The organism is Bacillus mycoides, assembly GCF_018742245.1.
GTDB lineage: Bacteria > Bacillota > Bacilli > Bacillales > Bacillaceae_G > Bacillus_A > Bacillus_A cereus_U.
In genome coordinates this window covers 2,921,640-2,935,604 of sequence record NZ_CP036132.1, presented here as the reverse complement: position 1 = coordinate 2,935,604, position 13,965 = coordinate 2,921,640, and the positions used below count along the sequence as shown (strand labels likewise).

Below are 13,965 nucleotides of genomic sequence, written 5' to 3'. Positions count from 1 at the left end.
AGAATAAAAATAATTTAATATAATTTTATGAAAATTCTTATCACGAGAGGTTGAGGGACTGGCCCTATGACACCTCGGCAGCGGATTCTTTATGAATACTGTGCCAATTCCAGCAAGGTAACTTGAAAGATAAGAAAGAAGCTCATTTTGACTGTATATGCCAAAGCCTCTTTCTATCTTTTAGAAAGAGGCTTTTTTACGTAAAAATAAAGGGGGAAGAAAAATGGGAGCGACAGGAGTAACGTCACAAAGAAAAACAATTGAAGAGAGTATAGAAAGAAATAAGGAAAAGTACATAGGAACAAGTCATGATATTCATGCGAATCCGGAGATTGGTAACCAAGAATTTTATGCATCAAGAACGTTAAGTTTATTGCTAGGTAGTGCAGGATTTCAATTGCAACATAATATAGCTGGTCATGAAACAGGATTTATCGCGCGGAAAAGTTCAGGGAAACAAGGACCAGTAATTGCATTTTTAGCGGAGTATGATGCTTTGCCAGGACTCGGTCATGCGTGTGGTCATAATTTAATTGGCACAATTAGCGTTGCGGCAGCGATCGCATTATCAGAAATACTGGAAGAAATCGGCGGAGAAGTTGTCGTGTTTGGGACACCAGCTGAAGAAGGAGGGCAAAACGGTAGCGCGAAAGCGAGTTATGTAAAGGCAGGTTTATTTAAAAACATTGATGCGGCGCTTATGATTCATCCGAGCGGAAAAACAGCGACAACGAGTCCGTCACTAGCAGTTGATCCACTTGATTTTCATTTTTACGGAAAAACAGCTCACGCAGCAGCGTCACCAGAAGAAGGAATAAACGCATTAGATGCGATTATTCAGCTGTATAACAGTATTAATGCACTTCGCCAACAACTCCCATCAGATGTGAAAATTCATGGGGTCATTACAGAAGGCGGAAAAGCGCCTAATATTATTCCAGACTACGCTGCAGCAAGGTTCTTCATCCGCGCAGCAACGAGAAAAAGATGTGCGGAAGTAACAGAAAAAGTAAGAAATATTGCACAGGGGGCAGCGTTAGCAACTGGTACGAAAGTGAAAATTCATCAATTCCAAAATGAAATCGATGAATTGCTCGTAACAAAAACATTTAATGACGTCGTAGCCGAAGAACTAGAATTACAAGGTGAAGACGTAAATCGTAAAGAAAGAATCGGCATTGGTTCAACTGACGCAGGAAACGTAAGCCAAGTCGTACCGACAATTCATCCGTACATTAAAATTGGTCCAGACGATTTAATTGCGCATACGAATGAATTTAGAGAAGCAGCTCGTTCAGAACTAGGAGACAAAGCGTTAATTACATCCGCAAAAGCACTAGCAAATACAGCGTATCGATTAATTACGGAAGAAGGGTTGTTAGAGAAGGTGAAGGAGGAGTTTAGAGAGGTGCAGAGGAATTAGGGGTAGGTGAGAAGGAGTGGATTTGACCACTCCTTTTTCTTTTTTGAGGAAAGTGTAATGTTAATCAAGAAAAATTGATTAATTAGTTGCATAAAGACTTAACCAGCGTATATACTATAAACATCAAAAAAACTTGATGAAGGGAGAGTGAATGATAGTGGCACAAGATTTTCGGTTGTATGAGAAAAAGTTTAAAGCGTTAGCTGATCAGAAGCGTTTAGAGATTATGTATGAACTTTGCCAGCGCGGCCAGACTTGTGTGTGTGATTTAACAGAGGTTTTCGAAATGACACAATCTAAGTTGTCATATCATTTAAAAATCCTGTTAGATGCAGGTTTAATTGTAAAAGAAACAAAAGGTACGTGGAGTTATTATGATTTAAATGATGCGGAAGTTAATAATTTATTATCAGAAGAATTGTGCTGTATCTTTAGAAAAACAGGAAAAGGGAGCTGTTGTTAAAATTTTGCCCTATTAATCAAAAAAACTTGATTAATAACATGTAAAGAGGAGGAAGAAGCTATGAAATATGTTCACGTTGGTATAAATGTTACGGATTTAGAGAAGTCTATTGAATTTTATGAAAAGTTATTTGGTGTGTCACCAGTTAAGGTGAAAATGGATTATGCAAAATTTTTATTAGAAAACCCAGGGCTTAATTTTACACTGAATGTACGAGATGAAGTGAAGGGAAATCAGGTAAATCATTTTGGTTTCCAAGTAGAGACAGCTGAAGAAATTACATTTCATAAAGAAAGATTAGAAAAAGAAGGTTTCTTTGCACGTGATGAGATGGATACTACTTGTTGTTATGCGGTTCAAGATAAGTTTTGGGTAACGGATCCTGATGGTAACGAGTGGGAGTTCTTTTATACAAAAGCAGATAGTGATGTTCATAAAATTGAAGATCCATCTTGTTGCACGACTTCTAACGTAGTAGATAAAAATTCTTGTTGTTAATAGGAGATGGAAAATAAAATGAAACGTTTATCTTTTCTAGATCGATATTTAACATTATGGATTTTTCTAGCTATGGCTGTTGGAATTGGTTTAGGATTTGTGTTTCCTAGTGTAGTAGACGGACTTAATACATTACAAGTTGGAACGACGTCTGTCCCACTTGCTGTTGGTTTGATTTTAATGATGTATCCACCGTTGGCGAAGGTTCGCTATGAGGAAATGGGCCGGGTATTTAAAGATGTAAAAGTGTTGGTTCTATCTTTAGTACAAAACTGGATTATTGGGCCTGTACTTATGTTTGTTTTAGCAATTATTTTTCTTCCTGATAAGCCAGAATACATGGTCGGTCTCATTATGATTGGTTTAGCACGTTGTATTGCAATGGTAATTGTGTGGAACGATCTAGCTGATGGTGATAAAGAATATGCAGCAGGTTTAGTTGCTTTTAATTCAGTATTCCAAATGTTATTCTTCTCAGTTTATGCATACGTGTTTGTAACAGTAATCCCAGAGTGGTTAGGAATTGAAGGGGCTATTGTAGATATTACAATGGTAGAAGTAGCGAAATCAGTATTTATCTATTTGGGAATTCCTTTTATAGCCGGTATGTTGACACGATTCGTATTAGTGAAACTAAAAGGAAGACAGTGGTATGAAAAGGTGTTTATACCTAAGATTAGTCCACTTACATTAATTGCATTACTTTTTACGATTATCATCATGTTCTCTTTAAAAGGAGAAATGATTGTTAGCGTACCATTTGATGTAGTAAGAATAGCGATTCCGTTATTAATCTATTTTATTGTGATGTTCTTTGTTTCTTTCTTTATGGGAAGAAAAATTGGTGCAAATTATTCGGTGACTACAACGTTAGCATTTACAGCAGGTAGCAACAACTTTGAGTTAGCAATTGCTGTAGCAGTTGGTGTTTTTGGTATTCACTCAGGCGCAGCATTTGCAGCTGTTATCGGACCGTTAGTTGAAGTACCTGTAATGATTGCACTTGTAAATGTTGCTTTTTGGTTTAAACGTAAATATTTTAATGATCAACCAGTCTAATTTAAAAATAAAGGCGGAAAACAACATGGAAAACAAAAAAACAATCTACTTTTTATGCACAGGAAATTCGTGCCGAAGTCAAATGGCAGAAGCCTTTGGCAAACAATACTTAGGAGATAAGTGGAATGTCTATTCTGCAGGCATTGAAGCACATGGAGTAAATCCAAATGCTATTAAAGCTATGAAAGAAGTAAATATCGACATAACAAATCAAACATCGGATATAATTGATTCAAACACTTTAAATAGTGCTGATTTAGTCGTTACGCTTTGTAGTCATGCAGATGCTGTGTGTCCATCTACTCCTTCGCATGTGAATCGTGTTCACTGGGGATTCGATGATCCAGCAGGAAAAGAGTGGTCTGAATTTCAACGTGTTCGTAATGAAATCGGAGAACGTATTAAACGATTTTCTGAAATAGGTGAATAAAGTAAAGAGTCAATCTTCTATCGTATAGGGGATTGGCTCTTTTTTATTATAGATTTCATTACATAGCCATTTATTTGTTGCATCGGTTTAAATCAAATGAAAGGAATAGAGAATATTCTGTCATAGTGGTAAAGTTAGAATAGAATAGTTTCAGGAAGGCGGTGTAACGTATGATTTCTGAATTAAACAAGAATGATTTTTATAAATGTAACAGTTTAGTAAATGAAAAAGGACAATTAGAAGTAAAGGCTGTAATTGCAGGAGTTAATCCTGGTCGTATATTTGTAGATAATATTTATTCTCCTAATTCAGGACTTATTTGGTTAGGTAATAACGATGGCTTCTTTTTTATAGGAAGTGCAGAAAATGAAAAGTTTAATAATGAAATTAGTAGTTTTATTGATAATGTAATAGAACCTGAGGCGAGAAAGGTTGGACTAAATTGCTTTGAAGGAATCGGTAATCATTCAAAGTGGAATAAAACAATCGAAAGAATATTTCAGCATCGTAAATTAAAGAGTTGGAATCAAAGAGTGTATACGCTAAAAAGAGGGGGCTATGAAGATAATCATGAACCTAAAATTGAAGAAGGATATACTGTGGTGAAAATCAGTAAAACCCTCTATGAAAATTCATTGAAGAATATTGAATTTTTACAATCAAAAATTTTAGAGTTTTGGTCTTCACCGGATAGCTTTTTTAATGAAGGAATAGGTTATTGTATTGTTTATGACAATAGGATCATAAGTGTTTGTTTTTCAGGATTCGTCTTTGGAAATATACATTGTATAGATATTGAAACGATAGAAGGTCATCAGGGAAGAAAATTAGCTCAAAAGATAGCTCATAGTTTTGTAAAAGAGTGTTTGGAGAATGACATCATTCCATATTGGGATTGTATGGAATTAAACAAGTCTTCTGTTGCTGTTGTAGAAAATGTAGGGTTTGCAAATGTGTTTAATTATGTAGGGTATTATTTTTCGTTTGAGTAAATTAGGCGTACTTTACAAACTTCTCACCTTAATAGAGTTTTATTTGGGAGTAAAATAAATCCCATTTACTCTAAATTTTGCATGAAAGGAGAATAGGGTGAAACACATAATAAAAGACGTATTAATAAATTATTTTAAAGAAACCCATTCATTAGTAGTGGAAGAAGAGTTACATAAGGATAGTTGGAATACAGATCTACACTATAAAATCATGGTAAATGGAAAGCGATATTCCGCACGGTTTATTAATAGCAAGCGAACAATCAATCCGGCCTTTGGGACGTTATCAAATGAACAATTGAAAGAACAAGTACGGTTTACTTATTATTTACGAGAGCATGGGATTCCTTTTATGCGAATTAACAAGAATAGGGCGGAAGAGTTACTTACGTTTGTCAATTGGAATGATGATCAATACCGATTTGTATTGTCTACTTGGATTGAAGGAGAACATATTACACATTGTACAGAAACTATTGCAGAAGTCTTTGGAAAGGAAGCGAGAAAGATACATGATATTTCTAGTAGATTTCAAATTTCGATTTTTCAAAAGAAATCTCATTTAGATGGATATGGTGAGTTTATACAGCTGTTAGAAAATAAGGGCGGTACATGTAAGGAATTGCGGGGGTATATAGATCTCGCTAAGTATCATATAGAATGCGCACATACAAGTGATTTGGAGTTTATTATACAAACAGATTTAAATCCTTTAAATGTCATATGGGATTCAAGTCAATCTGTAATAGGGATTGTAGATTTTGAATCGATTGGATATGTTGATCGTATTGAAGGATTAGCCTTTTTAATGAAATGGTATTCTCGAACAGAAGGGATACAGTCACATGAAGTATGTTCGAAAGTTGTTAGGGCATTTCTAGAAGGGTATAAAGCTAGTAATATTTTAACTTCAATCGATTATAAAAGACTTGCTTCACTTTTGTGGTTATCCGGTAGTTTGAATTGGAATTTTGTGAAGGAAACGTTAAATATGTTAGATGATGAGAGTGGATTAGAGGAACATTTGAAAGTTTATAAAATAAGAGGAGAAAGATTGTCTTCATTGTTAATTTGTAGATAACATTTCATCTCCTGATTCAGGACTTATTTGTTTAGCTATACAGGATATTTTCTATTAGATGAGGTTTTGTGTAAATCAATTGCATAATAGCCGAATTGTTTTATATGTCTATGTTTCATAAAAGAAAGCATATGAGGTGTTTTAAAAATGAAAATACAAATTGTATTGTTTAATGGCTTCGGAGAGCTTGTCACTTTTGCACCTTTTGAGGTACTCAACAGAGCGATAGAAGAAGGGGCTCCATTTACGGTTGAACTCATATCAAGTGAACCAAAGCAAGAAGTTATTACTTCGTTTGGAGTTACGGTTAAACTAAATGATTTTTTACGAATGGATAATCGTCCAGATTTGTTAATTGTACCTGGTGGTGGATGGAATCATAAAGCTGAACATGGAGCACGAAAGCAAGCAGAGATTGGAAACCTGACAAAAATGATTAGAGAGATGCACAATGCAGGAACGATTGTTGCTGGAGTTTGTACTGGAGGGATGTTACTAGCTGCATCCGGTATATTGAATGGTCGAAAGGCGACGATGCATCATTTGGCGCAGAATGAAATCAGTGAATATGGGGCAGAGCTTCTTCGTTACAGAATTGTGGATCAAGGGAATATTATCACTGCAAGAGGAGTCACTTCAGGGCTTGATTTGGGACTTTGGATCACGGAAAGGTTTGCAAGCTCCCGAATTGCAGCTGCTGTTGAATATAGAATGGAATACGAGAGGCGAGGTGTTGTTTGGGGTTAATTTGAATTTTATAGTAAACATAGAAAAAGAGTAATGACTTGAAATTTTTATGAGGTGAAAGTGATGGCAATAAAACAAGATGAAATTAAAGTAGTAGTTGGAGCTGGAGCATTTAACAATAATCCAGGTTGGATTCAAACTAAAGAAGAAGAGCTTAACTTATTAGTTGAAACGACATGGGAAGAAAGGTTTGAGCATAGTTCCATTTCAGCTATTTTAGCAGAGCATGTATGGGAACACCTTACTTTTGAAGAAGGGGTAAAAGCAGCTGAAATTTGTTATAAATTTTTAAAAACATCAGGTCATATTCGGTGCGGCGTCCCTGATGCATTTTTCCCAGATGAAACATACCAAAACATAGTTCAAGTAGGCGGACCTGGCCCGAAAGATCATCCAGCTGCAAGCCATAAAATCGTTCATAATTATAAAACATTAACGGAAATGTTTGAAACTGCTGGATTTGAAGTAGTTTTGCTGGAATATTGTGATGAAAATGGGCAATTTTATTACAATGAATGGGATGCGAATGATGGTGTTATCTTCCGTTCAAAAAGATATGATTCTAGAAATAAAGGAGACAAACTTGGTTTTCCATCGCTAATTGTTGATGCGATTAAACGATAAGTCATTCAACTAACGCATGTATTAGTCCTATAAATTCATGAGCCGCAAATGCGGCCTTTTTGTTTGTGCTGTAATTATTGCGGTAAAGATTCCTCTATCCAATAGTAGTGCTTAAATATAGAAAAACATTTGTTTTACATTAAAAGACAGGTGTTTTTGATATTTTAATAGACTTAAAGAAATGAATACAATATATAGATTTTATTCAATTTGATTGTTAGAAAAATAATAATACAAAATTTACATTGCTATAATGATTTTAAACCTAAAAGAGGTGGAAAACCCAACGCAAGGATCTAATATGGTGACCCCATCTAGTAAATTACTCTTAAAAAACTGCATAAATACCTTTGACCATATTTGTGATTTTTTGTAAAATGATATATATAGAAAAATTGTGAATATACAGGCAATCTATGGATAATAGTTTCTAATAAATTATTCGGGGAAAATTTATTAGTTAAGTATATTAACTTGTTTGCAATGGATTTTACAAATAAAGGGGTATGAGGGGCATGAAAGCAAAGAAATTAGTAAGTTTAGCGTTACCAGTTATGTTATTGAGTGGTTGTATTACAATTGAAACTGATGGTAAGAAAGCTGAACCAAAGAAAGAAGAAACGCAAAAGGTAGAGAAAGAGAGTAAGACTTCTGAAAAAGAGAGTAAGTCAACTGATAGCAAGAAAGAGGATAGCTTATCTGTAGCGAAAGGTGAGGGTACAAACAGTAGTTCATCAAGTAGTCAACCAAGCTCTTCTTCTAGTTCTTCAACTGGTAAGGTAACTGGTTCAGATGTTGAAAGGTACAAGTCAGATATCATAAACAGTGCTACTCAAATTGAAGATACAATGAAATTAATTGAAGGAATAGCAGGTTCAGACGTAAAGTCATACAAACAAAAGAAAAGTGAAGTACAACTGAGTTTAGGTGGAGCAAAGGCAACCGCAACGAAACTGAAGAATCTACAAGCACCTCCTGAGTTACAGGGAGAACAGGCGAAAATAAAGCAGTCAATGGAACTGTATGCGGATTGTTTCCAACTTCTCTTTGATGCATTAGACCAAGAAGACGAGAGTAAAATGCATCAATCCGTATCGAAAGCACAAGAAGGTTCAAAACTGTTTGAAGAAGCAGCAAAGAGTATCGCTAGTAAAACCAACTAAGAATATATTACTAAAAGGGGTATGAGGTATGAAAGTGAAGAAACTAATAGGTGTTGCAGTTCCAGTTGCATTATTATTAAGTGGTTGTGTTACAGTAAAAGAATCGGCAAATAAAGAAGAAAAGACAGAAGAAACAAGTAAACATAAGTCTTCTGAAACAAAAGAAAAATCAACTAACTCGAAAGAAGAAAGTAAAGATGTTCAAAAGGTTCGAGTTTTAGATGAAGATTATGCACAATATTTATTAGACATTGAACAGGATATGTTAAGACGATTTGATTACTATGATGCTTCGGTAAGAGATTTGAGAAACGGAAGTAAATCAAACGCTGAGGTATTAGATAGCATTAAAGACGTCTATAAAGTATTTGATAAGATAGAGAAGATTGCCGCACCGCCAAAACATAAAGAAGATCAAAAAGAGATTGAAAGAGCTACAGATAAATTAAGAGAAACATTCGGTGAAATAGAGAAGTTATTCAACGATAAAGGTTTCAGCTTAGAGACTGATAAGGAAATCTTAGATAAAGCAAATACAAAACTAGAGGAAGCAAAACGTATTTGGAAACCTACATTCGATAAGTTAAGATCCGAAGTAAGCGGTGGTACAACTACAGATAAACCTTCCAGTACAACAAGTAGTTCTAGTGGTTCTATATCAGCAAGCCCAACTACTGGTAGTCAGGCTCAGACAGATAAAAGTCAAGCTAAAACTGGCGTATTCGTAGGTACAATTGGTACATCTGAAGAGTTAGGAATTAGTTATGGAAACATGCAAAAGAACATAAAAGACGGTACTGAAATTATTGGTAATTGGGGTATTGATTACGGTAGTGGCGTAAAAACTACGTTAGTACTAAAAGGTGATAAGACATTTGAGTCTTATGCGAATGGTTCTTATCCGAATAAGGATAACTACTTAACAGGAACATATACAGTAGATGTTCCGTCATTCCAGTTAGCCTTAAAAATAACAAAAGCAGTTAAAGACGGTCAAGAAGTGAAGCTAACAAATGACAGTGTAATGTATAAACTACAAAACTACGATGGTAATACATTACAAATGTATCACATGGACGATAACGTTCGTATTCGATATGTAAAACAATAAATAATTAGAAAAAAACTCTGTAAAAAATTTTACAGAGTTTTTTTATTGTGTAGCTTTGAAAGAAAGTTTGATCAAAATAAAGGCTTTTTGTTACATTACGGCTTACGCATTATTTACGCGAGCATGGGATTCCTTTTATGCAGATTAACGAGAATAGAGCAGGGGAGTCATTATGTTTGTCACTTTGAGTGATGACCTTGTGTGATTGTTATTTGTGTAGATCTTCGTAACTTTTATGTAATTGTTTCATATATTAAAAAAAGACTTGATTCGCGGTATATAAAGTGGGCTGTAGTAGGAGAAGTACCTTCAAAGGTGCTATGGATGAAAAGATGATTAGGTTGTACGGAATATGAAAATGTACGGACATAATGATTGTAAATCCAATTATGTAACAAGTTTAGCCTTACAAAACGTTGCACCGACGAATTTTTCATGGATATGACCGCAAGTATGTGTATAATTACTGGTAATCTTATAGGTTTTCTTTGGAAAGTGAAGGAGAAATATATGGTTTTCTGTATCTGACGTTTGAAAAAACTATGGTAAAGGGGAGAGAGGGAGTTTTTATAAGGTATGTCCTTTAAGAAAAACTATTTTTAGAGAGCTTATTCAAATCTTAAGGATTCTTAAGGATGTCACTCTAGTTTCTTCAGGTTTGAATTTTAAACTATAGTAGTAAATTCAAACTATTGGAGTGATTAAATATGAAGCCTCTGTCTTTTTTATCTCAATATATAACGAATCCGAGAAACGTTGGTGCAGTACTTCCAAGTTCAAAGTTTCTTGCAGATAAAATGGTGGAAAGCATCAATTTTAAGGAAGCTAAATATATTGTTGAATATGGGCCAGGTACGGGTGTATTCACGAATAAATTGCTTGAAAAACGAAGTTCGAATACTACTCTTTTATTAGTGGAAAATAATAAAGAGTTTTATTTATTATTGAAAGAAAAATATAAAAAAGAGAAAAATGTATTCATTGTATTAGGGTCTGCGGAAAATATTGACGAGTATCTACAGGGCTATTGCATTCCTTATGCAGACTATATTGTTTCTGGTCTTCCTTTTTCTAGTTTACCCCCCAATGTTTCAAAAAAAATATTAGTAACTACCACCAAAATTTTAAAGGAAGGTGGGAATTTTATTACCTTTCAATATACTAAATTTAAAAAGAATTTTCTTAATCAGTTTTTTAATAGAATAGATGTGAAAAGGGAACTTAGAAATGTACCACCAGCTTATATCTTTAACTGTTCAATCCCAAAAAATAGTGGGGAATAAGAGGAAAACGGCAAGGTTATGGTTCTTTCTATTCCATAGATCTGTGGCGATTTTCCTTATAAAACCTGTATTTAATCTCGTTTATTGATGAAATCTTTGTAAGTGGTAATTTTATATTCAAGCATCTCATCCGCAGCTTTTAACGTTCTAATTTGTTCCTTAATAGAGTGTTTATGTTCTTCTAAAAGATTTAAACGCTCTGTCGTGGTATGTTCTCCTTCCAAAGCTAATGCAGCATACTTCTTTATTTTCGCAATTGGCATTTGTGTTTCTTTTAACTTGATAACAAATTGCAGCCATTTAATATGTGAATCGTTATATCGTCTGTCTCCGTTAATGTTACGAACAGGAATTATAATTTTTTCTTTTTCGTAATACCGTAATGTATATGTACTTATCTCTAACATTTTAGCCACTTCACCAATAGTGTACATAAGAAACCTCCATATAAATTTTTCTTGACTTAGAGTTTACTCTAATCATTATAATCAACTCATAGTTCGTTTACAATTAAATCAATTGGATAAAATTTAGGAGGGATTTATATGAAATATACAGTTATTACAGGGGCTAGCTCAGGAATTGGATATGAAACCGCTCTTGCTTTTGCGACTCGTGGAAAAAACTTAATTATAGCAGCACGCAGAACGGAGGAATTAGGAAAGTTAAAGTCAAAAGTGGCTGAAATTAATCCAGACCTGGATGTTGTCATTCGAACCGTTGACTTATCTGTTACTGCAAATGTTTATGAATTCTATGAAAGTCTTCAGGTTTATCAAATCGACACCTGGATTAATAATGCTGGATTTGGAAACTTTGCTTCCATTGGGGAGCAAAAGTTAAATAAAATTGAGACGATGCTTCACTTGAATATTGAGGCTTTAACCGTTCTGTCCTCTCTTTATGTACGTGATTATGCAGATGTTGAAGGAACTCAAATTATCAATATATCTTCAGGAGGAGGATATAGGATTGTTGCCGATGCTGTGACTTACTGCGCGACAAAGTTCTATGTAAGTGCCTTTACAGAAGGTCTAGCACAAGAATTAAAAGAAAAAGGAGCGGCAATGCAAGCAAAAGTGTTGGCTCCTGCTGCTACAGAGACCGAATTTGCAAAACGGTCTTATGATGTTGATAATTTTGAATATGATAATGTTGTTCCTAAGTTCCATACAGCTGAACAAATGGCCGGTTTCTTACTCAATTTATATGATAGTGAGAAGGTGGTAGGAATTGTGAATGGAGAAACGTATGACTTTGAATTAAGAGATCCCATGTATCCATATGTGATGAGTATAAGAAACTAGTTTTGGAAAATCTGAACATAACAAAAAACTGATAGTTCCTTAAGAGACTATTTAAACAAAAATCACCGATTTCCTGTACGTAAAGAAGTTGGTGATTTTTTTGTCGTAATGGTCGTGAAATTGAACATACACGCTGTTTACATATTACAGAGGTGGCTACTTATATAAAAATTACAGCTTTTCCCGAACAAGAAAGCCCATTGCCTTTAGGCATGGGATGAAAGTGAGGTTGGATACGGAGTACCACTAAAAATCGCAAGATTCGTGGTACTTTAAGTATCCAAAGTATAGGTAGTTTCTTCGGGTGTTTTGTTGGAATTTTTCGAAAATAAATGATATAACTAGAATAAATGATGATAGAAGAATGTTTCAAAGTGTTTGAGAGGAAAACATCCTCGTTTCATGCAGTTGTAAAGTTTATAAACACGTTCTGATTTTGTTCTGATTGCTAGAAATGTATCAAATGAACACGATGTTGAAAATCAAAAAAACAAGGGGATGAAACGTATGTCACAGACCCTAACAGTGAAAGTGAAATTGATTCCAACAAAAGGACAAATCCGTTTATTGGAACAAAGCAGTCACGAATATATCAAAGTTATAAATACACTTGTATCGGAAATGGTGGAAGCAAAGAAAAGTACGAAAAAAAGCACAAAAGATATTGAAGCAAATATCCCAAGTGCAGTGAAGAATCAAGCGATTAAAGACGCGAAAAGTTTGTTTGCTACAAAAGTAAAGAAAAGCCATTATAAAATCATCCCGATTCTAAAGAGACCTGTTTGTGTATGGAACAATCAAAATTATTCATTTGATCCTACTTATATTTCAATCCCATTGAAGGTAAATGGAAAATCGACTCGTGTAAAAATCCGAGCTTTATTAAGCGATAAAAACAATCGTAATCTGAATCTGTTAAAACATAAATTAGGTACACTTCGCATCATAAAAAAATCGAATAAGTGGATAGCCCAAATATCTGTCACACTTTCTATCAATAAAAGGACAGGAATGAAAATTTTAGGAGTGGACTTAGGTCTCAAGGTCCCCGCGGTAGCAATCACAGATGATGATAAGGTTCGTTTCTTTGGAAATGGTAGGAAAAACAAATATAGGAAGCGTAAGTTTCGTAGTGTTCGTAAGAAGTTCGGAAAAGACAAAAAAGTGAATGCCATTCGGCGATTGGATGATAAAGAGCAAAGATGGATGCAAGATAAAGATCATAAAATAAGTCGTGCAATTATTAATTTTGCGATTGCAAATCGTATTTCTGTCATTCGGTTAGAACAACTAACGAATATAAGACAGACGGCAAGAACAAGCCGTAAAAACGAAAAAAATCTACACACTTGGTCCTTCTATCGTTTGGCACAATTTATTGCCTATAAAGCAACGATAGCTGGTATTCAGATTGAATATGTGAATCCAGCTTATACAAGTCAAAGTTGTCCGAAATGTGCTGAAAAGAATAAGGCTCGAGATAGAAAATACAAGTGTCCATGTGGGTTTAAGACACATCGTGATATCGTTGGAGCGATGAATATTCGCTACGCAACTGTGATTGATGGTAACAGTCAATCAGCCTAAGCACCTATATGGTCTGGTTTAGGAGGGGCAATGAGATGCCCTTATCTTGAAGGCTGTTCAAAACAGAAATGGACTGCGAACGCTTAGTCATTCAAGAATCCCACCCGTAAATCCGTAAGGATTTGGGCTTGCGACTTTAGTCGTGGGAGTCTCAAATAACAGTAGTTGATATTCATCCATTAAATAAGACGATTATA

General features: G+C 34.7%; 15 protein-coding genes and 1 riboswitch. Of the genes, 14 read left to right on the top strand and 1 reads right to left on the bottom strand.

Annotation, left to right across the window (positions count from 1 at the left end; all coding sequences use genetic code 11):
- Positions 1-34: 34 nt before the first annotated feature.
- Positions 35-136, top strand: a riboswitch (SAM riboswitch).
- 87 nt (positions 137-223) lie between these two features.
- From EXW56_RS14935 to EXW56_RS14880, 12 genes are all read left to right on the top strand, one after another.
- On the top strand, positions 224-1,423 hold the full coding sequence (locus EXW56_RS14935; protein WP_002199985.1) for a M20 family metallopeptidase: 1,200 nt from the start codon (positions 224-226) through the stop codon (positions 1,421-1,423).
- A 151-nt stretch (positions 1,424-1,574) separates the two neighbouring features.
- Positions 1,575-1,886, top strand: coding sequence for an arsenical resistance operon transcriptional regulator ArsR (gene arsR, locus EXW56_RS14930; protein WP_002199987.1), 312 nt, complete (start codon positions 1,575-1,577; stop codon positions 1,884-1,886).
- 60 nt (positions 1,887-1,946) lie between these two features.
- On the top strand, positions 1,947-2,384 hold the full coding sequence (locus EXW56_RS14925) for an ArsI/CadI family heavy metal resistance metalloenzyme (RefSeq protein ID WP_215596710.1): 438 nt from the start codon (positions 1,947-1,949) through the stop codon (positions 2,382-2,384).
- An 18-nt stretch (positions 2,385-2,402) separates the two neighbouring features.
- Positions 2,403-3,443, top strand: coding sequence for an ACR3 family arsenite efflux transporter (gene arsB, locus EXW56_RS14920; RefSeq protein WP_016105337.1), 1,041 nt, complete (start codon positions 2,403-2,405; stop codon positions 3,441-3,443).
- Positions 3,444-3,468: 25 nt separating this feature from the next.
- Positions 3,469-3,873, top strand: a complete 405-nt coding sequence (gene arsC / locus EXW56_RS14915; RefSeq protein ID WP_002199990.1) for an arsenate reductase (thioredoxin) — start codon at positions 3,469-3,471, stop codon at positions 3,871-3,873.
- Between the two features lie 170 nt (positions 3,874-4,043).
- Positions 4,044-4,865 (top strand): GNAT family N-acetyltransferase, encoded by an 822-nt coding sequence (locus EXW56_RS14910; protein WP_002199991.1) that lies wholly within the window; start codon positions 4,044-4,046, stop codon positions 4,863-4,865.
- 97 nt (positions 4,866-4,962) lie between these two features.
- Positions 4,963-5,946, top strand: a complete 984-nt coding sequence (locus EXW56_RS14905; RefSeq protein WP_002199992.1) for a phosphotransferase enzyme family protein — start codon at positions 4,963-4,965, stop codon at positions 5,944-5,946.
- 147 nt (positions 5,947-6,093) lie between these two features.
- Positions 6,094-6,693, top strand: coding sequence for a DJ-1/PfpI family protein (locus tag EXW56_RS14900; RefSeq protein ID WP_002199993.1), 600 nt, complete (start codon positions 6,094-6,096; stop codon positions 6,691-6,693).
- 63 nt (positions 6,694-6,756) lie between these two features.
- Positions 6,757-7,317, top strand: a complete 561-nt coding sequence (locus EXW56_RS14895) for a class I SAM-dependent methyltransferase (RefSeq protein ID WP_016105332.1) — start codon at positions 6,757-6,759, stop codon at positions 7,315-7,317.
- 515 nt (positions 7,318-7,832) lie between these two features.
- A complete protein-coding gene (locus EXW56_RS14890; protein WP_215596709.1) occupies positions 7,833-8,480 on the top strand; it encodes a DUF7018 domain-containing (lipo)protein in 648 nt (215 codons plus the stop codon).
- Positions 8,481-8,508: 28 nt separating this feature from the next.
- A complete protein-coding gene (locus tag EXW56_RS14885; RefSeq protein WP_215596708.1) occupies positions 8,509-9,591 on the top strand; it encodes a DUF3994 domain-containing protein in 1,083 nt (360 codons plus the stop codon).
- A gap of 707 nt (positions 9,592-10,298) precedes the next feature.
- Entirely contained in the window at positions 10,299-10,874 is a 576-nt protein-coding gene (locus EXW56_RS14880; RefSeq protein ID WP_002199997.1) for a class I SAM-dependent methyltransferase, read from the top strand.
- Positions 10,875-10,945: 71 nt separating this feature from the next.
- On the opposite strand, the gene EXW56_RS14875 is transcribed toward EXW56_RS14880, so the two are convergent.
- Positions 10,946-11,308: a MerR family transcriptional regulator gene (locus EXW56_RS14875; RefSeq protein WP_002110648.1), complete on the bottom strand. Its 363-nt coding sequence runs from the start codon at positions 11,306-11,308 to the stop codon at positions 10,946-10,948.
- A 111-nt stretch (positions 11,309-11,419) separates the two neighbouring features.
- On the opposite strand from EXW56_RS14875, the gene EXW56_RS14870 reads away from it, so the two are divergent.
- Together EXW56_RS14870 and EXW56_RS14865 are read left to right on the top strand one after the other, a co-directional pair.
- Positions 11,420-12,181 carry an SDR family NAD(P)-dependent oxidoreductase gene (locus tag EXW56_RS14870; protein ID WP_002110647.1) on the top strand — a complete coding sequence of 254 codons (762 nt, stop codon included), beginning with the start codon at positions 11,420-11,422 and terminating at the stop codon, positions 12,179-12,181.
- Between the two features lie 507 nt (positions 12,182-12,688).
- Positions 12,689-13,768: an RNA-guided endonuclease TnpB family protein gene (locus tag EXW56_RS14865; protein WP_215596707.1), complete on the top strand. Its 1,080-nt coding sequence runs from the start codon at positions 12,689-12,691 to the stop codon at positions 13,766-13,768.
- The last annotated feature ends 197 nt before the right edge of the window (positions 13,769-13,965 follow it).

Coding starts and splice junctions, on each gene's coding strand:
- EXW56_RS14935 (WP_002199985.1), top strand. CDS start 224: ATGGGAGCGACAGGAGTAACGTCACAAAGAAAAACAATTGAAGAGAGT.
- arsR (WP_002199987.1), top strand. CDS start 1,575: ATGATAGTGGCACAAGATTTTCGGTTGTATGAGAAAAAGTTTAAAGCG.
- EXW56_RS14925 (WP_215596710.1), top strand. CDS start 1,947: ATGAAATATGTTCACGTTGGTATAAATGTTACGGATTTAGAGAAGTCT.
- arsB (WP_016105337.1), top strand. CDS start 2,403: ATGAAACGTTTATCTTTTCTAGATCGATATTTAACATTATGGATTTTT.
- arsC (WP_002199990.1), top strand. CDS start 3,469: ATGGAAAACAAAAAAACAATCTACTTTTTATGCACAGGAAATTCGTGC.
- EXW56_RS14910 (WP_002199991.1), top strand. CDS start 4,044: ATGATTTCTGAATTAAACAAGAATGATTTTTATAAATGTAACAGTTTA.
- EXW56_RS14900 (WP_002199993.1), top strand. CDS start 6,094: ATGAAAATACAAATTGTATTGTTTAATGGCTTCGGAGAGCTTGTCACT.
- EXW56_RS14895 (WP_016105332.1), top strand. CDS start 6,757: ATGGCAATAAAACAAGATGAAATTAAAGTAGTAGTTGGAGCTGGAGCA.
- EXW56_RS14890 (WP_215596709.1), top strand. CDS start 7,833: ATGAAAGCAAAGAAATTAGTAAGTTTAGCGTTACCAGTTATGTTATTG.
- EXW56_RS14885 (WP_215596708.1), top strand. CDS start 8,509: ATGAAAGTGAAGAAACTAATAGGTGTTGCAGTTCCAGTTGCATTATTA.
- EXW56_RS14880 (WP_002199997.1), top strand. CDS start 10,299: ATGAAGCCTCTGTCTTTTTTATCTCAATATATAACGAATCCGAGAAAC.
- EXW56_RS14875 (WP_002110648.1), bottom strand. CDS start 11,308: ATGTACACTATTGGTGAAGTGGCTAAAATGTTAGAGATAAGTACATAT.
- EXW56_RS14870 (WP_002110647.1), top strand. CDS start 11,420: ATGAAATATACAGTTATTACAGGGGCTAGCTCAGGAATTGGATATGAA.
- EXW56_RS14865 (WP_215596707.1), top strand. CDS start 12,689: ATGTCACAGACCCTAACAGTGAAAGTGAAATTGATTCCAACAAAAGGA.